General features: G+C 57.6%; 16 protein-coding genes. 7 read left to right on the top strand and 9 right to left on the bottom strand.

Annotation, left to right across the window (positions count from 1 at the left end; translation table 11 throughout):
* The first annotated feature begins 311 nt into the window (after positions 1 to 311).
* On the top strand, positions 312 to 1,418 hold the full coding sequence (locus ABYM29_RS06470; RefSeq protein ID WP_372863627.1) for a MarR family winged helix-turn-helix transcriptional regulator: 1,107 nt from the start codon (positions 312 to 314) through the stop codon (positions 1,416 to 1,418).
* Here the strand turns inward: ABYM29_RS06470 and ABYM29_RS06465 are convergent.
* Together ABYM29_RS06465 and ABYM29_RS06460 are read right to left on the bottom strand one after the other, a co-directional pair.
* Positions 1,374 to 2,981, bottom strand: coding sequence for a Na/Pi cotransporter family protein (locus ABYM29_RS06465; protein WP_372863624.1), 1,608 nt, complete (start codon positions 2,979 to 2,981; stop codon positions 1,374 to 1,376). The two genes, ABYM29_RS06470 and ABYM29_RS06465, sit on opposite strands and share 45 nt — an antisense overlap.
* A gap of 85 nt (positions 2,982 to 3,066) precedes the next feature.
* On the bottom strand, positions 3,067 to 3,519 hold the full coding sequence (locus tag ABYM29_RS06460) for a YaiI/YqxD family protein (RefSeq protein WP_372863622.1): 453 nt from the start codon (positions 3,517 to 3,519) through the stop codon (positions 3,067 to 3,069).
* 94 nt (positions 3,520 to 3,613) lie between these two features.
* Between ABYM29_RS06460 and ABYM29_RS06455 the strand changes: the two genes are divergently transcribed.
* The 3 genes from ABYM29_RS06455 (at position 3,614) to ABYM29_RS06445 (ending at position 9,231) form a co-directional block, all read left to right on the top strand.
* Positions 3,614 to 4,021 carry a thiol-disulfide oxidoreductase DCC family protein gene (locus tag ABYM29_RS06455; protein ID WP_372863620.1) on the top strand — a complete coding sequence of 136 codons (408 nt, stop codon included), beginning with the start codon at positions 3,614 to 3,616 and terminating at the stop codon, positions 4,019 to 4,021.
* Between the two features lie 324 nt (positions 4,022 to 4,345).
* Complete coding sequence (locus ABYM29_RS06450) at positions 4,346 to 8,005, top strand: response regulator (protein WP_372863618.1); 3,660 nt, start codon at positions 4,346 to 4,348, stop codon at positions 8,003 to 8,005.
* Between the two features lie 38 nt (positions 8,006 to 8,043).
* Entirely contained in the window at positions 8,044 to 9,231 is a 1,188-nt protein-coding gene (locus ABYM29_RS06445; RefSeq protein ID WP_372863616.1) for a methyltransferase, read from the top strand.
* Here ABYM29_RS06445 and ABYM29_RS06440 read toward each other — a convergent pair.
* The gene (locus ABYM29_RS06440; protein WP_372863615.1) at positions 9,228 to 9,734 is read right to left on the bottom strand and encodes a hypothetical protein; all 507 of its coding nucleotides are present in this window, start codon (positions 9,732 to 9,734) and stop codon (positions 9,228 to 9,230) included. The two genes, ABYM29_RS06445 and ABYM29_RS06440, sit on opposite strands and share 4 nt — an antisense overlap.
* A gap of 262 nt (positions 9,735 to 9,996) precedes the next feature.
* Here ABYM29_RS06440 and ABYM29_RS06435 point away from each other — a divergent pair, with 262 nt between their 5' ends.
* Both ABYM29_RS06435 and ABYM29_RS06430 read left to right on the top strand, forming a co-directional pair.
* The gene (locus ABYM29_RS06435; RefSeq protein WP_372863612.1) at positions 9,997 to 10,590 is read left to right on the top strand and encodes a cysteine hydrolase family protein; all 594 of its coding nucleotides are present in this window, start codon (positions 9,997 to 9,999) and stop codon (positions 10,588 to 10,590) included.
* Between the two features lie 21 nt (positions 10,591 to 10,611).
* Complete coding sequence (locus ABYM29_RS06430) at positions 10,612 to 13,179, top strand: PAS domain S-box protein (RefSeq protein WP_372863609.1); 2,568 nt, start codon at positions 10,612 to 10,614, stop codon at positions 13,177 to 13,179.
* Here ABYM29_RS06430 and ABYM29_RS06425 read toward each other — a convergent pair.
* Positions 13,166 to 13,633 (bottom strand): hypothetical protein, encoded by a 468-nt coding sequence (locus tag ABYM29_RS06425; RefSeq protein ID WP_372863606.1) that lies wholly within the window; start codon positions 13,631 to 13,633, stop codon positions 13,166 to 13,168. The genes ABYM29_RS06430 and ABYM29_RS06425 overlap by 14 nt on opposite strands.
* Positions 13,634 to 13,687: 54 nt before the next feature.
* Positions 13,688 to 14,260 carry a TetR/AcrR family transcriptional regulator gene (locus tag ABYM29_RS06420; RefSeq protein ID WP_372863603.1) on the bottom strand — a complete coding sequence of 191 codons (573 nt, stop codon included), beginning with the start codon at positions 14,258 to 14,260 and terminating at the stop codon, positions 13,688 to 13,690.
* Positions 14,261 to 14,363: 103 nt separating this feature from the next.
* Here ABYM29_RS06420 and ABYM29_RS06415 point away from each other — a divergent pair, with 103 nt between their 5' ends.
* The gene (locus ABYM29_RS06415) at positions 14,364 to 15,581 is read left to right on the top strand and encodes an NADH:flavin oxidoreductase (RefSeq protein WP_372863600.1); all 1,218 of its coding nucleotides are present in this window, start codon (positions 14,364 to 14,366) and stop codon (positions 15,579 to 15,581) included.
* On the opposite strand, the gene ABYM29_RS06410 is transcribed toward ABYM29_RS06415, so the two are convergent.
* The 4 genes from ABYM29_RS06410 to ABYM29_RS06395 form a co-directional block, all read right to left on the bottom strand.
* Positions 15,578 to 16,012 carry a hypothetical protein gene (locus ABYM29_RS06410; protein ID WP_372863597.1) on the bottom strand — a complete coding sequence of 145 codons (435 nt, stop codon included), beginning with the start codon at positions 16,010 to 16,012 and terminating at the stop codon, positions 15,578 to 15,580. The genes ABYM29_RS06415 and ABYM29_RS06410 overlap by 4 nt on opposite strands.
* 138 nt (positions 16,013 to 16,150) lie before the next feature.
* Entirely contained in the window at positions 16,151 to 17,113 is a 963-nt protein-coding gene (locus ABYM29_RS06405; protein WP_372863595.1) for a hypothetical protein, read from the bottom strand.
* A 114-nt stretch (positions 17,114 to 17,227) separates the two neighbouring features.
* The gene (locus ABYM29_RS06400) at positions 17,228 to 18,613 is read right to left on the bottom strand and encodes a tetratricopeptide repeat protein (RefSeq protein WP_372863592.1); all 1,386 of its coding nucleotides are present in this window, start codon (positions 18,611 to 18,613) and stop codon (positions 17,228 to 17,230) included.
* On the bottom strand, positions 18,613 to 19,212 hold the full coding sequence (locus ABYM29_RS06395; RefSeq protein ID WP_372863591.1) for an energy transducer TonB: 600 nt from the start codon (positions 19,210 to 19,212) through the stop codon (positions 18,613 to 18,615). Before ABYM29_RS06395 ends, ABYM29_RS06400 begins: the two co-directional genes overlap by 1 nt.
* Between the last annotated feature and the right edge of the window lie 6 nt (positions 19,213 to 19,218).

Below are 19,218 nucleotides of genomic sequence, written 5' to 3'. Positions count from 1 at the left end.
TGCTGAAGGTCTTAAAGTCGCGAAAAGCTTTGAAGCAATCCTCCCACTTGGTCAACAGCCAGAAGCCGTGCTCGGCGTTGTAATACACCGGCGCCTCCTCGCGCAGCCGCCGGTAATGCGGATAGGGGTCTTCGTGTACAGCGTGAGAATAGGGATTGAATTCCACCGCAGCCATAGCCTGCTCCTCAATTTTATTATGACTCCACGCTAGCACAGCGCCGAGCAGAAGGTAAACACAGTTAATGTAATTTAATAAATATATGTTACATTTATTTCAACACCACCGTTCACCCGGCAATGACGGAGAGCCGATGCCCATCGCCAAGCCCCTACAACGTTTTCGCGACAACCCGCTGAAGCGGCTCAACCGCTTGAGTCTGTACTGTGAGCAGCGCAGCATGCAGCGCCTGGAGGAGCAGGGCTTTACCAAACTGGCCATGCATTTTGCGGCGCCAATGAGCCTGCTGGCCCAGCACCCCTATCGACTGACCACGCTCGCCGAGCGCATGGCGATGAGCAAGCAACTCTGTCTGCAGAGCCTGCGACCACTGGAGCAAGCCGGCTATATCGCGCGCCGCCAGGACCCCCACGACCGGCGCGCCAAGTTAATTGGCCTGAGCCCGCGAGGCGCTGCCCTGGTCAGCGCGGCCAATAGTGAACTCGGCGCCATCAATCGTGAATTCAGCCGGCAGATCGGCGATGACGCGATGCAATTTCTCAACCGTTTTGCCCAGCAGCTGTGCGCCGCCCTGCAACTACCCGGCTTTGAGCCCGGCTTCCAGCCAGCAAGCCAGGGGCTGAATTTTTCGCTACTGGTGGGAATGATTAATCGCAGTATTCATCGCCAGCTGATGCAGTCGACCATCGCCCGCGGTCACAGCGAGCTGCAGATGTCGCACGGCCAGGTGCTGGCCTGCATCGCGCCGGAGGGCAGCAGCATCGGCGAACTGGCGAGCGAGAACGGCGTGTCGAGTCAGGCGATTTCGCGTACCGCCCGCCAGCTGAGCAGCCTGGGTTATATCGCGCGCACTACCGACCCGGAGGATGGCCGCAGCCAGCGCTTGCGGCTGAGCGACAGCGGTATGGCATTGATTGCCGATGCCGTTGCGGCGATGGACGACTGGGAAAAAACCCTGCAATCACGCCTGGGAGAAGACGACTACCAGCGCTTCTGCGCGCTGATTACCGCCCTCAGCAGCGCCGTGTTTAACACCCCCGCCCCTGGCATCACCGAGACCTTATCGCCTCCGCTGCGCCCTGCCGAGCTGCTGCAATACCTGGCTGGCCAGCTCGGTGAAAGCCCCGCCAAGCCACAACTGCAATCCGCGGTGGAGCGGCGCCTGGGCGAAACCGGACGCCAACAGCTTGAGCAATTATTGGCGTTCGCCACCGGCAGAGCGGAAGGGAGACAGGCTTAACAACTGGTCGAGATAGTCAAAAATGCGCGCCAAGTGGCGGGACGAACGCCGCTGCCAACGCAGTGCATCCAGATAGAAGTCACCATTGATGGTATTTTCTTTGCCCGTCGCGATATCGCTCATCAGTCGCTCCCGCGCCTGCTCGGTTTCCAGCTCGCAGCGCTCGGCAAACTCCGCAGAGACGAGCCTAAGCTGCGCCGAGTCGCCACTGAGCAGTAACTTCAGCAGCTGGCGACAGCCGTCCTCGAACACCACCCCCGAGTGCAGCGGCGGCCCCACACTCTGCCAGCGCTGAGCGGCCTCTCGGTCACCCAGCCGCCGCTGCAAACGCTGCAGGTGGTCGATCACATGCATACAGGCCAGCAGCCCCTGCCAGTTATCGCTGGCGGCCGGACTGAGGTGAATTTCATCGACAAAGCGCTGACAGCGCTCGATCGCCTCCTCCAATTGGCGGTGGCGCTCTACGGTCGCCGAAGGCTGATTGCGCAGCAGTGCAACCGCGTAGTGCAATTGCGCATCGGCCAGCGCCAGCAAGCTGCTGCGCACTGCCTCCAGCGCGACGGCGGGGTCGCGCAGCAACAGGCGGTCGAGGTGGCCGGTAAAACGGTCCTCGGCGGCAGGCACCAGCCAAAACATCAGCCGCGCAAACTGCCCTGCCAGTGGCAGCACCAGTACCACGCCGAGAAGATTGAACAAACTGTGAAAAGCCACCAGCGCCAGCTCGGCCTGAGCGTAAATCGCCCCGGGCGACAGCCACTGCCACAGTGCCACGTAGGGCAGCAGCAGTAGAAACGCCGCCAGACCGGTAAACAGATTGTAAACCACATGGGAGTAGCCGGTGCGACGGGTGTCGGCGGAACCACCGAGGGTAGCAATCAGCGCAGTGGCAGTGGTACCAACATCCATACCAATGACCATGGCGGCCGCCTGTTCAAATTCCAGTGCGCCGCCGTACAGCGCCGTCAGCGCCGTCGCCACCCCGGCGCTGGACGACTGGGTCACCAGGGTAATCAGCACACCGATTGCCAACAACTGCAAACGCCCCAGCCAACTGTTGTCGGGAAAATGCTCGGGGGTCACTCGCCCCTCCAAGCCCGACATCGCCGCCTGCATGGCGTCGATACCAACAAAGATCAGACCGAAGCCGGCCAGCGCCAGGCCCGCCGCCCGCCAGCGGCCACGGCCAAATAACTGACTGAGGGCACCCACCAGAATCACCGGCAACAGCAGCGTATTCAATTCGAGCTTGAAACCCAGCAGAGCCACCATCCAGCCGGTAACGGTGGTGCCGAGGTTGGCGCCGAAAATCACTCCCAGGGCCTGGGGATAGCTGAGCAAGCCGGCACCGACAAAGCCCACCGCCGCCACCGTGGTGGCGCTGGAAGACTGTAAAATCGCCGTGGTCGCGGCACCGGTAAGGGCGCCGGAGCTCGGACTGCGGGTAAATCGCGACAGCGCCCGATGCAGGGCATCGCCGGCCAGCGCTTTTAAGCCGTCGGTCATCAAAATAACGCCGAGCAAAAACAACCCCAGACCACCCGCTAACGCCAACCATTGAGCCAAGATAAAGTTCTCCCGAATGAAACTGCCGTACGCCGCTACACGGCCGTTACCGGCGCTCTGAACAATCGCTCAGGACAAGCGCACACTACTTGCGCATGGCCGCCGCCAAAATGCGATCCAATTGATTGGCAAAGGCCTGTTTCTCACGCTGACCGTAGCTGCCTTGCCCCCCGCTCTGTATTCCGGAGGCGCGCAGGGTTTCCATAAAATCGCGCATATTCAAACGGCCGCGAATATTTTCTGCAGTATAGCGTTCGCCGCGGGGATTCAAGGCCATGGCACCTTTCTCAATCACCTCTGCAGCAAGCGGAATATCAGCGGTAATCACCAGGTCCCCGGCGCTGCAACGGCGCACAATCTCATTGTCGGCCACGTCGAAACCCGCACTCACCTGTACCGCGGTTATTTGTGGCAGGGGCGGCACCCGCAGCATTTGATTGGCCACCAGAATCAGCGGCACGCCGGTGCGCTCAGAGGCTTTAAACAGCATGTCCCTCACCACGACCGGACAGGCGTCGGCATCGACCCAGACTTTCATTGCACGCAATTCCTCTGATCTTCAGTGTCGCCGGCGGCGGCACTTTACCCCAGCCCAGCGTATAATCGACGAACGACTGCCGCCGGATGAAATTATGACGCGACTGACGCTGTTTTACGATGGCCACTGCCCACTGTGCGTAGCCGAAATGGGGCGGCTAGCAAAAGCCGACAAACGGCAGCAGCTAGACCTTGTCGACATCAATACCGATAACTTTGCTATCCGCTACCCAGGCATCGATCCCATACAAGCCAACCGTACACTGCACGCCTGGGACGAAAACCAAGCCCTATTACTGGGTTTGGCGGCGAGCTGCCGGGCTTGGAAAATAGTCGGCCGCCGCCGCTGGATGGCGGTGCTGCGCTGGCCACTTGTCCGCCCGCTGGCCGATTGCGCCTACCATCTCTTAGCGCGCCACCGCTACTCTATATCACAACGACTAACGGGCCAGAAACGCTGCACGGCGGACTGCACAATTGTGCGCCATAGCCGTCACGACTAGCGCATTCGCACGCCGCTTATCCGCAGATGCACTCAGCGCCCCTCAGCAGGGTGAGCGCCCCATAGACAAGTACAGTTAACAGGCCTGGGAATGGCCATCGCAAAGGCTTATCTGCTGCCGACAACACAAACCTGGCCCGCCACATCACAGATAGCCACAAGCAGAGCGAATCTCGGCACGTGGAAAGTACGCATTACATTGCCGGAGCGCCATATCTAGCATTATCCACCTAGCGCCGCGTTGCGACTGGATGCCTGACGCAGACACCCAGCCGTTTCTCGGCACCACATCTGTAGTGCTTGCAAAGCATTCATGGGCTCGCTTATGGGCAAATTTAGCCAATGCTTGCCGCCCAATGCCGGGGGTGACGGCAAGCTGACACGACACTGGCTGCAACGCTCAGCCGTTCTTGGCAGTTTTATACTACTCATCACCGCGGCGCTCTACGTCGACCAGCTCAACACCCGCAACTTGGAACTCCACCATCGCGACACAGTCCAGCGCGACCTAGGTGCCATTAGCGCCCGCCTGGAAGCCAATCTCAGAGGAGATATTCAAGCGGCCAAGGCCCTGATCGCCGCCGTTAGACAACACTCCGACCTAGACCCCACCTTCCTGAATGATTACGCGGCGACCCTTATTGAGGGCGAAGGTCGACTGCGCAGCGTCGCCGTGATGCGCGGCTACATCGGTGCTTTCGTCTACCCCTTCAAGGGCAACGAACCGGTATTGGGCATGGATATCCGCAACCACCCCGACCAACGCGCCGACCTCGACCAGGTACTGGCCAAAGGTAAGCCGCGACTTTCCGGCCCAGTACAATTGATTCAGGGCGGAAGTGCGCTCATTGTCCGCCTGCCGGCCCATATCGATAACAGCGGACAGGCACTGACCGTATCGGCGGTGATTGACATTCCCAAGTTATTGCAGGGTAGCGGCATTGGCAACGACGACCAATCGCTGAACATCGCGGTTCGCAAGCTGGCCAGTCACGGCAACCCCAGCCTTCACGTATTTGGCGACCCCGAGCTGTTCCGCGACGACAGTCGCGCAGTGATCAGCGAGATTCCCCTGGCCTATGGCCAGCGCTGGCAACTGGCCGCCGCTCCCAGTGGTGGTTGGCAAAGCGGTCCACCCATCACCCCGTTTCGGCTGCTCGTGACCACAGTATCACTGCTGATATTTTCGGCCATTGGGCTCATTTCTTGGCTGCTAAGTAAACGCTATGAAAGCAACCAGTTGCTTGAACAACTGTTTGAAATGTCGCCGATCGGCATTGCCCTCAACGACTATGAAAGCGGCCGCTTTATTTCGGTGAATTCCGCCCTGCGAGAAAACCTCGGCTACCCCGACCAAGAAATTGAACAACTCAACTACCATGACCTGACACCAGAAGAATTTCGCGAGAAAGACCAGCTCGCCCTCAAGACACTGCAGCAATGCGGCCGGCTCGGCCCCTATGAAAAAGAGCTGATCCGCGCCGACGGCTCGCGCATTACTATTGAAAACCACAGTATTTTGTTTCGCGACTCCCAGGGAAAACTGCTGATCTGGTCGATGGTTGAAGATATCAGCGCACGCAAACACGCCGAAACCGCCATGGCCCGGCAGCAAGAAATGCTCAATTCCATGAGCCGACAGGCCCGCATCGGTGCCTGGGAACTGGAAGTCGACACCGGCAAAGTGAGCTGGTCGGCCACCACCCGTGAAATTTTCGGTGTAGACACCAACTTCGATCCCAATGCGGAGAATATGCGCAAGTACTACCCCGACAACACCATGTGGGAATCCTTGACCAGGCATATTCGTCAGGCCATTCACAGCGGCGAGGTCTTCAGCGAGGAACTCAAAGTCATTACTGCCAACGGCGAACAGATATGGCTACAAGTTACCGGGCAACCCGAGTTTCGCAACGGCCGATGCACACGTATCTTTGGTTCCTTCCAAGACATCAACGAACGCAAATGCGCCACTGAAGCGATGGTACTGGCCCGCGACGAAGCCGAGAAAGCGGCCCGCTCCAAGAGCGAATTCCTCGCTACTATGAGCCACGAAATCCGCACCCCGATGAACGGCGTGCTGGGCATGCTCAACCTACTGGCCAGCTCTAAACTGGATTTTGAACAGGAACGCCGCATTAGCATTGCTCGCAGTAGCGCCCACGCACTGCTGTCATTAATCGACGACGTATTAGACTTTTCCCGCATCGACGCCGGCAAGATGACGCTGGAAAACGGCAGCTTCCAACTGCGGGAATTGATTGAGGAAATCTGTGAAAGCATGTCGTTGCGCGCCCAGGAAAAAGGCCTGGAGCTGGTCGTCGACCTCAGCGACATTGACATCGACACCGTCTGCGGCGACGCCGGCAGGCTGCGCCAAGTACTGAACAATCTACTTGGCAATGCCCTGAAATTTACCGAGCACGGTGAAGTTGTGTTACGCGCAACGCTGCGCGATGCCGGCGAACGCTGGCAATTTCATTGCGCCATCATCGACACGGGTATCGGCATCACCGAAGCGCAACTGGACACGCTGTTCAGCGCCTTTACCCAGGCCGATGCCAGCACCACCCGCAAATACGGCGGCTCAGGCCTCGGCCTGTCGATCAGCCAGAAAATTTGTCAGGCCATGGGCGGCGAAATCACCGCGCAAAGCCGCGAACAGCAAGGCAGCTGTTTCAGTATCGACCTGCCCCTGGACAAAGACCCCACTGCCACGCGCGATCTGGCCGTAGCCAGCAACCGCTGTATTTGGATCATTGAAGACAATGCCAGTGCCTGCGACAGCCTGCGGCGACAACTGCAGCGCTGGGGGGCCCAAGTCCATTGCTCGATGTCTAGCGAAGAGGCCCTTGAAGCCGCCGACAAGCACAGCTTTGCACTCGACAGCCTCGACCTTGTGATCATCGACCGCTATATGCACGGCCTGGACGGCACCGAGTTAGTACAGTTTCTACGCCAGGAAGAGCACCTCAGCCGCGTTCCTATTGCACTGCTATGCAACATCGGCAACCAGGGCACCGACGCCCACTTCCGTTCGCTGGGCTTTGACGCCTGGTACCCCAAACCCCTTTCCATCGGCAATCTTCGCAAGCTGCTAAACCTCGACCCGGAAAGCGCCTGCGCGCCGCCACACACCCACAGCAAGCCGGTAAGCCAGGCCGATAACAACCTGCAAGGCCAGCGCATTTTGCTGGTAGAAGACAATGCGGTGAATCAAGAAGTGGTTCGCTGCCTTTTGGAAGAGTTCGGCCTACAGGTAAGTATCGCCGCCAACGGCATACAGGCCATCGACAAGCTCAAGCCACAGGATGAATCACGCCCTCCCTACTCCGCAGTGTTGATGGACTGCCAGATGCCCGAGATGGACGGCTATGAATGCACCCGGCAAATCCGCGCAGGACTGGCCGGCGAGGCCGCCAGAGAGCTGCCCATTATTGCGCTGACCGCCAACGCCCTAAGCGGCGACCGTGAAAAATGCAGCGCCGCCGGCATGAATGATTATCTGAGCAAGCCCATAGAGCCAGACCGCTTACTGGCGAAACTGCAGAGCTGGCTCACGCGAAGACCTTACGCCTCAGCGGCTGAACCCGGCTCCGCACAGGCCCCACAGGACGTCATCTGGCGCGCCGACCTGGCGCTGGAATCAGTAATGGGGCAGGAGAAAACGCTCAAGCGAATGCTGCAGATGTTTAATGACTACAGCCAACCGCAGCAACGGGCCTTGCGCAATGCCATCACGACCGCAGACACCGACGCTATTGCCCGTATCAGTCGCGCCCTGAAAGGCAGCAGCGGCCAATTGCAGGGCACGGTCTTGCACAAGGCAGCCAGTGCCTTGGAAAACGCGGCCAGCGACGCCGACTGGGAAAAAATACACTACTACTATCCGCTGCTTCACCAGCACTGGCAGCAGCTCTGCGACTGCTTTGAACGACACCTCAACAGCGACAGCGAAGACCCCTTGCGAAACCAGGTAGGTTAAGGCACTAGCCAGCGTATAATCGCGACATGAATACCCAGGTGATTACGACAACCCAGGGTGGCCGACAACTGGCCGCCATCGACGCACTGCTGCTGCGCCACCAATCGCTGTGGCGCGCCAACAGCCCCACAGCGCAACACTGCAGCGCTTACCAGGGCTTGTTTGCCCACTTGTCCCACTACTGCGCCGACGACATCGCGCGCCTACAGGGCGACGACCTGCTGCTGCTCAAGCGGCTCGCCGGCGTATTCCCCGACGCCCATACCATTGCCGAGATCATCACCGCCTTCGACACCCCCCTCGCCCAGCGCCAACAGGAGCCGCCAGCGGGCATTCCGGGCCGCAAATGGCAGCAGATACAGGCCTTCTGCGCGACGCAATCGCCCCTGCTCGGCGAGGTGATTGAATGGTGTGCGGGCAAGGGCTATTTGGGCGAAGCCCTATGCCAAGACCCGCGCCACCAGCCGCAATCGCTTACCGCACTGGAGATTGACCCGACACTGGTCGCCGCCGGCAACCAGCGCGCACAACGGCTGCAGCAAGCGCGTCGTATTGAAACCTGCGACGTCTTCAGCCATGCCGCCGAAGCGTTTATTCATCAGCACAGCAGTGTCCTCGGCCTGCACGCCTGCGGCGGCCTGCATCAACGCATGCTGACGCTGAGCACGCAGCGCCAAGCCGCGGCAGTTGCCCTGGCCCCCTGCTGCTATCACCGCTTTAGCGATCGCTACCAAACACTGTCAAACGCCGCCAGCCAATCCGCCCTGCAGCTCAGCAATGACGACCTGCGACTGGCCGTGCGGCAAACCAAAACCGCGCGGCGCGGCGAAACCCTCGCGCGCCGGCAACTGCAGCGCTGGTGGCTGGCCTGCCAGCAATTAGCCACTGAGCAAGGCCGGCGATTGCCGCACTTTCGCAGCCTGCCACACAGCGCCGCCAAGCTCGGTTTTGCGCACTTTGTGGCGCAGCAATGCGCCGCCAACGCCCTGCCCGGCCTGTCGCTGGACAATGCCGAGGCCGCCCTGCAGCGAGCGGCCCAGCAACAGCTGCAAGATGAACAGCAGGAGCTGGCCGCAATGATGTTTCGCCGCCTGCTGGAGCTGCGCTGCGTGCTCGACAGCGCCCTGTTCCTCTGCGAGCAGGGCTACCAGGTACAGCTGCAGGCATTCTGCCCAAGCGAATTGAGCCCGCGCAATCTGCTGATCACCGCCCAGCGCCCGAGCTAGGGCGCGGGCAGCGGCGGACAATCCGCCGGAGCACGCACCTCGCGGCCTACCCAGGTATCGAGCAACTGCCCCTGAGCGTGGAGAAAGTGCGATTTCTGACATTTACCGTGTGGCGCGCCGCGAGGATAGCCGTGGAGGTCGTGGTGATCAGCCCGCGGCGGCACATTGCCAATCGGCGGACTGAGCGTTTTGCCCTCGTCAAACTCGATTAACGCGGACTTGGCGCTGCGGCACAGGCCTCGGCATTCGCCGCTGTCATAGCCGTCGCCATCGCGCCCGGCCAGTGGCAGCCCCCAGAACGTCTCCTCATCGGGGTCGCGCTCAGCCAAAAACTGCGCGCGATCGGCATACTCGTAGAACACCCCGTCGCCCGGCCGGCGCACATAGACATCGGCCACCTCAACACCCAGGGTGCCCGCCATCACCTGAGCGCTCCAGTGGGTCACCTCATGGTCGGCAAAGACCAGCTGCAACAGCACCTGGTTATCCGGGCCGTTCAGCACGCTGATTGTCCGTTATATGGAGGGCATAGCCATTGTTTTCTGGGCGATCCCAGAGCATTTGGATTAGGGCAAAACGCTTCGCGATCCGCGAAAAATTATGCAAAGCATTATAGAAAAGCCGCCGCCTTACTCCTGCAATGAAATAATTACTTCAATAAAAACAAGGACTTAAAAAATACCAGCAATGGCATGTGGATTGCAAATCACATTGCAAATACCAGGTGAAACGATCAACAACCCAAACCCACGGGAGATTACAACCATGGACTTATCGAAAACGGCTTTGCTGCTCATCGGCTTTCAGAATGATTATTTCTCTACAGACGGCGTTCTGCATGCGGTTATAGAAGAGTCGTCGCGCGTGAGCGGCGTTTTGGAAAATACCCTGCGACTACTCGAGAACGCCGGCTCCCGATTCGGCTGCGTGATCTCCACTCCCATACACTTTACCGAAAGCTATGAGGAGCTCGAAAACCCCGTCGGTATTTTAAAGACCGTCAAAGAAGCCGGTGCCTTTCGTGCAGGTACCCCCGGCGCAAAGACCATCGCCGAACTGTCGCCTTACGCCGGGCTGATAACTGAAGTTGCCGGCAAACGCGGGCTCGACGCTTTTTCCAACACCGAGCTGGAGGTGCTCTTGAGAAAAAACGGTATCGAGCATATTGTACTAGCGGGCACAGTAACTTCTATCTGTATCGACTCAACCGGTCGCCACGCGGCAGAGCTGGGCTTTAACGTGAGCGTGCTGTCGGACTGTACCTCGAGCCGCACAGTCTTCGAACAAGAGTTCTACTGTGAACAAGTGTTCCCTTTGTACGGCCAAGTCGTCGACATCCAGCAACTACTGGCCGCCTGAAACCCGGCCGAGAGATACGCCATGGGACCGTCAAACAAGGAACTTCAGCTGCTGCTACAGAACCGCATGGTGGAAGAGCTGGCAGCCAAGCAAAAAGACTTCGAGCTACTTACCGACCTGCTTGAAGAAGTGGTGTTTCGCTGTGACGAGAACGGCGTGTTCAAACTGCTCAATACCGCCTGGGAACGCAAAACCGGCTGGCCGGTAAACGCCTGTGTGGGCAGTGAATTTATTTCACACCTAGACGACGACGCATCGATCACCGCGGTTCAGCAAGGGCTGCTCGGCAGTGATGACATCGACTGTGAGCTGACGATAACCAGCCGCTTCGGCGACCTGCGCTACTTTAACCTACGCGCCAAAAAAAGAGACTCAGACTGGTACGGCTCGCTCTACGACATCACGCAACAACGCCAAACTATGGCGGCGCTGGAAAGCAGCCGAGAGCAAGCGCGCAAATTGTCGCTGGTTGCAAGCCGAACCGACAATCTGGTGATTATCACCGACGCACAGGGACGGATTGAATGGGTCAATCAAAGCTTTGAGAAGGTGACTGGCTATCGCCTTCACGAAGTGCGCAAGCAATCGCCGGGCAGCTTTTTGCAAGGCCCCGACAGCCAACAAGAAACCGTCGAAGAGATGCGCCGCGGCCTGGCCAACGGCCAGGGTTTCAATGCTGAGATTATCAACTACAACCGCGAGGGCCTGCCCTATTGGCTGGCAATAGACTGCACCCCGGTTGTTAATGAGCTGGGGGAGTTGGTCAATTTCATAGCCATCGAACGAGAGATCAGCGAGCGCAAGCAGAATGAACAGCGCCTGCGCGACAGCGAAAGACATTACCGAAGTATTCTCAACTCGGTAAGTGAAGCGATTTTCTACGCCGACGAACACTTAAACTTGCAGTACGCCAACCCCGCCTGGAGCGGTATGACGGGGCATTATTTTAATGCCAACGAGCAGCGCAATTTGTTGGATTTTATTCATGACGACGATGTGACACTGCTGCATACCACCCGCGATCAGGCTCGGGAAATTGGCAATACCACGCGCCAGGAACTTCGCTTGAGGGATTACAATGGCGAATGGCGCAGGGTGGAACTGCTGCTCTCGCGAGTCAATCAAGAGCATGATTTTACCGGCGCGCTGATCGATATCGATGAGCGCTGGCAAGCCACCCAGGCAATCCTTCGCGCCAAACAGGAAGCCGAAGAACTTTCGGTGGCACGCACTCGCTTTGTGGCAAATATGTCGCATGAAATTCGCACGCCGCTCAATGCCATTATCGGCATGAGCTCGGTGTTAGAGACCACACAATTAGATGACGAGCAGCGCCTTTGCCTGGATACCATCAGCAATGGCGGCAAGGCGCTATTGTCAGTCATTAACGATGTACTTGACCTAGCGAGACTGGACAGCCAGGCCATTGAGCTGGAGAACCGCGAATTTCAATTGATCGACGTCTGCGAAGAAGCGTTGGATTTAGTCGCACTAAAGGCCGCAGAAAAAAACGTCCGCTTGGCGGCGAGCTGCGCCAATCACCTGCCATATAGATTGAAAGGTGACAGCCACAAAATCCGCCAGTTGCTGATCAACTTACTGACCAATGCGGTGAAATTTACCACCGAGGGCCACGTAACCCTGACACTTTGCTGGTCTGGCGAGAGCTCAGCGCGCGGCACACTCAACATCACCGTCACAGACTCCGGTATCGGCATTCCGCCGGAAAGGCTGCCGACATTATTTGACGCCTTCACCCAAGCCGACCCGTCAACAACACGCCGTTTTGGCGGCTCCGGCTTGGGGCTTGCCATATGCCAGCAGATTTGCGCCGCCATGGGCGGAGAAATTTCCGCCACCAGCGTCGTCGGCAAGGGCTCGCGCTTTAACTGCACACTAGACCTGGAAGTCGTCGAGCAACAAGCTCCCAAGTCCAGTGCTAAACTCGCCGTCCACGGCGATGATACCCTGGTGCAAAATACCGCCCGCTGGCTCGCCGACCACTACGGTCTGGACTTACAAATACTGGCGCCCGACCACACCGACAAAGCACTCGTGTTAGTCAACGCTGACGGTTCGAGCAAAGTACTGACCAGCGGCGAGCTTCCCGCCGTGATGAGCCCCCTGCGACTGTGGCGAAAATTGGCGCCTCCCCAAAATCACATGGCTGAGCTACGCAGTCCGGCAGCATCCTCACAGCTCAGTATATTAATCGCCGAAGACACCGCGCCAAACCAACTGGTTGTCGCAGCCATGCTCAAACAACTGGGATATGCCGATTACACAATAGCAAACAACGGTGAAGAGGCCTTGGCCGCGATGGCTGAACGCCACTATGACTTGGTACTTCTGGACATTCACATGCCGGTGATGGACGGCCTGACAGCGGCGAAAAAAATTCGCGAAAATCCCAATTACCGCCATACGACCATCATCGCCGCATCGGCCGATGTCACCACAGACGCTCGTGAAGCCGCCGACGAGGTTGGCTTTGACAGCTGGTTAGCCAAACCGTTTACACGCAGCAGTCTCGAGGAGCTATTAAAACACCACCAACCCACCACAGGGCAAGCAATCAACCGCCACTAAACTTCTGACTAATATGCCGCCCGTTGCCATCGGCTTGCAGATAATCACTGCTGTCAACCCAGCCCCGCTCAGTATAAAACCCCCAACGGCGAATCTTTGGGCCGGTAATAAATAGCGTCAGACTGTCATCGGACTGCAGGGCAAGGCGGTGGGGAGCCCGCGACAATCGCGCGGTCATCGAGCCGCAGCCCAATACGCGCCGTCCGCGGGGCAGGGTTTCTTCGATGCGCCCGCGCAATACTATCGAGCAATTAAACAGCCAAGGATGGTCGTGCAGCTTGTCATCGGGGTCGTCGGCCTGCACATGGTGCAAGTAGACATTAAACAGGCGGTTCTTCGGCACGATATGCCAGCGCGTCAAGTATGACTCGCCGATCCGCTTGGCAGGTGGCCGCTGCATGACCACATCAGCCCGCCTCTTTAGATTTTTTAACAACAGTTTGGGCAACTTCATGTTCAACACGCAACTCGTATTAATGGCGGCGCCATTATAACAGCCCCGACCCGTTCAAATATTGTCCAGTAACTGCAAAAATGGCCGCAACGCCTCGCTGCTGTCGTAATCACTGTGCTCACCATGCATCAACGCCGCTTCGGTGAGCGCCGCCAGCAACATCCTGGCATACAGCTCCCGGTCACGGCTGGACAGCTGTCGCTCCGGCCACATTTGATCTAGGCGACGCTGGGCCTCTCGCACCACCGCGCTGCGGCGCAGACGTTCGCGCCCCAATACGTGAGGGGCATCCAGCAACACCACTTGTACAAACCCCGGCGTGTTGCACATCGACATAAAGCGCTGCCAGGACTCGGCCAAGCCCGCATCTTCGCCGTCGTCACCAGGAGCCCGCAACAAGGCCAGCAGTTCCTCTTCAAACGACTCAGCCACCGCCTCAAACAGGGCTTCTTTATTGCCAAAATAGTGGTATATCGGCCGAATAGTACCACCGGCATCGCGGGCGATATCGTCCAGCGCCGTGGCACTATAGCCCTGCTCTCCGAAGCGCTGACGTGCACACGCCAATACGCGAGACTGTGTTTCCTCACGGCGCTGGGCCTGTGTTCGTCGCTGTTTTTGGCTCAAGGCAGCCTCCTCCTGACTACAGCGCCGCAGTCTAACTTGCTTTTTCGAAGAATGATATGTAGCGTAACTACACAACTACAATACGCCCACACCGAGTTCGACCATGACGCCCAACACTCCCCAGCTATCGCGCCAACAGGCGCTGGATAAATGCTTTTCGCCGTCGACACTCAATGGCCTGGAGCTCAAAAACCGCCTGATTAAAGCCGGCACCTTCGAGAACATGAGCCCCGCTGGTCGACCCTCTGCAGCCCTGCGCGAATTCCACGGACGCCTGGCCGACGGCGGTGTCGCGATGACAACCATCGGCTATTGCGCGGTCGCGGCCGACGGTCGCCTCAATGAAAACATGCTGTACATGCACGACGGGCTGCGCGAGGAACTCAGTGAACTTGTCGCGGAAATACACCGCCGCGGCAGCAAGGTCTCAGGGCAAATGGGGCACTGCGGTGGCTTCTCAAAAAACCGCGAATTGCGGGCTCGGCGCCCGAAAGGCCCCAGCTTTACACTCAATGGTTTGGGCTTCGCCCACGGCATGTTTTTCGCCAGTGCCATGACCGCAGATGATATCGACACCATGGTTCAGCAGTACCATCAAGCCGCAGTATTTATGAAGTCGGTGGGCTTCGACGCCCTGGAGATTCACTTCGGCCACGGCTACGGCCTTTGCCAATTTATCAGCCCCAAAACCAACCGCCGCAAAGACGAGTACGGCGGCAGCTTGGACAATCGTATGCGCCTGCCGCTGCGAGTGCTGGCAGCCGTTCGCGACGCCGTTGGCAGCGACTTTCCGATCTTGGGCAAAATCAGCATGACCGAGGGCGTGCGCGGCGGTATTCACTACGACGAGGCCGTAGAGATCAGCCGGATGCTAGACCGCGCTGGCATCGATGCCATCGTGTGCAGTGGCGGCACCAGTACGATGAATCCAATGATTATGTTTCGCGGTGATAATATTTTGCCGACACTGCTCGCCAGCGAACGCAACAGGCTGATGAAGCTAGTGTTAAAGCTAGCCGGAAAATCGATGTTCCGCGACTATCCCTATCACGACTTATATTTTTTAGAGCAGGCCAAACGTATTCGCGAAGCGGTGGACTGCCAATTGGTATATATCGGCGGCGCCACCAGCTGCGACAATTTTGCTGACTTAATGGCCGCAGGCTTCGACTACATCCAGCTCGGCCGCAGTCTGCTCAGCGATCCAGAACTGCCCAATCGCAGTGCCCGCGATGCCGGTTTTCGCAGTCGCTGCCTGCACTGCAATGAATGCGTCGGCACGATTGAAAGCCCGCAGGGTATCTATTGCACGCGCTTTTAAGGCGCCCTGCGGTTGGCCAGCACAGCATAAATAAACACCGGAACAGCGAGAATAGGCAGCGTGCCGGGAATATAAAAACCGTAAACAATCAGCGCTTCCAGCGCCGTTTCCGGCACAATCAGACGCTTGGGCACCAACAAAGCATTGAGGATAGGGCCGACAATATTGGCGTAGCAACCCAGAATCAGAGCCCAGCGGGCCGCCACTAGCAGTCGCCCTCCTCGCTGAATGACCGGCCATCCGCCCGCAATGGCGATAACCAGCAAGCCGTTGAGCAGCCCCTCCATATGCGCAAAGCGCCACCGCCCATAGCTGGGCGCATCCACCGGCCCGGTCGCCGCTACTGAAAAACCGATTCCCGCCAGCAAGCCGAGAAACAAAATCACCAAACCATGGAATAGCAGTTGCCGCTGCTGAGCGTTATCAAGCATATTAGCCGCCTTATTATTGTTGTGGTGAAACGCGGTTGCGCCATTGCTACGCGCTACTCCTTTATCCTAGGGAATAACCAGCGACGGCAATATCGTCCGTTTTCATCAGGCCCGACCAAGGTCGGCTAGACAACAAATTCAGTCGGCAAAAAACACATCTAGGCGGAACGTAATACTGGCGGCACCATCCCAGCCGTTCTCTCTTGCAAAAAACAACTCGGGGCTGATGGTGAGAAATATCCATTCCTCATAAAGGCGGTTTCGGTAATTTACACCGCTAAAATAACCGGTAACACGACTTCGAAACTCGTTGCTAGCCAGCGCGCCTACGCGATATTCCAGTGACTTGCCGTCGCCCAGGCTTTGCGACAATGACAACAATTGAACATTTTCAAAATAGTCATTGCGGTCTTCAAACTCCAGCGCCGTTAAATAGCGCAGCCGGTATACATCGCCCAGCGGGCGCCACATCTCATATTCCGTGGTTTCCCCCCAGCCCTTGTCGCGAAACCACCAAAACTCCTGCTGAAACTCCCGCTGCCATTCGCCCCAGTTGGAAAACGGGCGCCGCAAACGGAGGCGGCCAAAGGGTACCAGCGGCGCTCGCACACGTATGCCGATGCGGGCGCTGCGCTTCCAGCGATGCCATTCAGATTGAGGAGAAAACTCGACACCCGTTACCGACTCCTCGCGACTCAGTCGCTCACCGCTAGAGCCGCCACGCACACGCTCTTCTAAAGGATTATCGGCGTCGGCATCGCTGTTAAAAAACAGCTTGGCCTTGCGCTTGGTATTAGGCAAATCAAACTTAGCGCGCAAGCGAATATCACTTTCTATGCTTCCGCCCTCACCAAAGGTTTCCCGCAACTGGAGCTTCACGTAGCTCTGGTTGTCGTAACCCTCCGGGACCTCTTCATTACTGAAATAGCGGTCGATACTTTCTGCAAACGTTACCCAGCTCTCGGACCATTGGTCGCGGGTCTCTTCGGCACCGACAATAGTACGGCGCAACAGGCTGCCGCGCTGCTCCGACTCCTCGGGCTGGCCACAAGCCAAGCTAGCTACGCACAATGACAACAGCACCAACAGGATACGACTCACTCACTGCCTCTCTTCACTCTTTACCCCTGACTATAGAGGGTGAATGTCACGCCGCCATAGTCGCAAGCAAAAAAAAGGCACCTTTCGGTGCCTTTGTGAGCCTGCTCTACACGCTTAAGCGTCGTCTTTCAACGCGGCCTGGCGGGCCAGCTCTCGATCCATGAACTTGATCCACTGCTCAGCGTAGTCCTTGGACTTTTCATCTTTCAGCGCCTGCCTGAAGGCCTTGCGAGCCCCCTCGTAGTTCTGCAGGTTAAAGCGCGCCATGCCCAGCACCAGATAGGCGGTATCCGGGCGCTTGAGATCGCCTTTTTTAAAGGCATTCTCAATAGCACTGGCGGCTTTTTCGAACTCGTCGTTATCCAGGTAGATACTACCCAGACGCGACCACAGCTCGCCTTTATCAGACTTGGCGGCGGCTTTTTCCATCTCTGGAATCGCTCGCTTCACCTCTTGCGCCTGACGCCATGAGTTACCCAGCAACTCAAGGTTTTTGGAAGTCGCAGGAATCGCACCTGACTTAATGCCCTTATCCAAAACCTTGGCCGCCTTATAAGGCACCTCTTGAGAAAGGAACAAATACGCCATATTGATCAGCTCTTTGTCTTTCTCCAGCAAGCCCTGCTCGTAGGCCGCTTCCATGGTCGCGGTTGCCGCCATCTCACGCTTCTGCTCGTTGTACATCGCAGAAAGCTGCAGCCAGTAGGCCTTCTTCTGGTAGTGCTTTAGCGTTTCCTCGAGAATATCGACAACCTTGTTGATGTTGTTTTTCTCGTAATAAAGATAACGCTGAAGCCCCCACCACTGCTCCTTGGGAACCTTACCACGGCTTTGGTAATCGTTGATCGCAACTTCGATGTACTTAAGCGCGTTGTTGAGGTCTTTAAGCTGGTAGTAGCCCTGGGCCAATAGCGCGTATGCGCCGGCACCGGGATCTTCCTGCAGCTCTCGCTTCGCTTTAAACCACTCCAACAGCACTTTTACGCCGTTTTTATAGTCTTCTTTGACGAAGTAAAGCTGGGCGATGGTGTACTTGGTGTTCAACTCCATCGCCTCAGGAATATCCGGCTGCTTCACTACATTGCGGTAAGCATCCAATGCCTGCTCATACTTCTCCTGCGTGAAGTAGATAAAGGCATACATATTGTAGAGGTTGGCCAGCTCATAGCTGTTCAGCGACCCACGGCCTTCCTTGTCGCGAAGCTCATTGAGAATGTTAACGGCCTCGTTGTAGCGTTTTTCATCCGCTGCAATCTGCGCTTCGTTAAGCTTCTCAAAAATCTTGGCGCGAATAGCCGGCGTGCGACGTGTACTGCGCTTGGGCTTTTCCTTCTTCTCTGCGGCATGGGCGGCACTGATGCCGTCCATTTGCAGAGTCGGCGCCAGCAGATTACTGGCCACCGGAGCGGCCAGCATCGCTGCCACACCCAAGCTGAAGGAACATGCCAGCTTGACCAGCACCGGGCGCACGGCTTTTGTGCTCAAGTGATAATCAGACATTATTTCTCCAACTCAAAGGTGAAGCGGTTCTGGATCCCCGGCACTTCGATCGGCTCGCCGTCCACAACCCGAGGTTTGTACTTAAACTTCTGGGCCGCTTTAACAGAGGAGCGCTCGAAATAACCCGGAGGGCTACAATCCACCGGCACGATATCGCGGGTGGTGCCGGCTTTGGTTACGGTGTATTCCACCGTACAGTAGCCTTCCACACCCCGGCTCTGCGCACGACGCGGATAGATTGGTGCAACTTTAACAATGGGCAGATATTCGCCATCGGATGCGGACAGGCCGCCAGCAGTATTGGTCATCTGCAGGCTCTGCTGAGGCGCCATATTGACAACCTCGACATCCGGGTTCACATCTTCCATCTCCGGCTGTTCCATATCCGGCGGTGGCTCTTCCGGCTGCTTGGGCTTATCCGGCTTTGCGTCTTTCATTGTTTCAATTTCGGTGTCCGGCATCTGGATATCGGCCAGCTTAGTGCGCGGTTTTTCATCCAACGACTTATCAGCTGTCTCGATCAGATAAGGCATTATGATGAACAGCGCTGCTGTCACCACAAATGCCAATGCGGCACCGATCAGGATGCGAATATTCATAATTGA

The organism is Spongiibacter sp. (assembly GCF_041602295.1).
Taxonomy (GTDB): Bacteria; Pseudomonadota; Gammaproteobacteria; order Pseudomonadales; family Spongiibacteraceae; genus Spongiibacter.
Note: the sequence above shows the minus strand (reverse complement) of the source record. Positions and strands in the feature narration are given on the sequence as shown.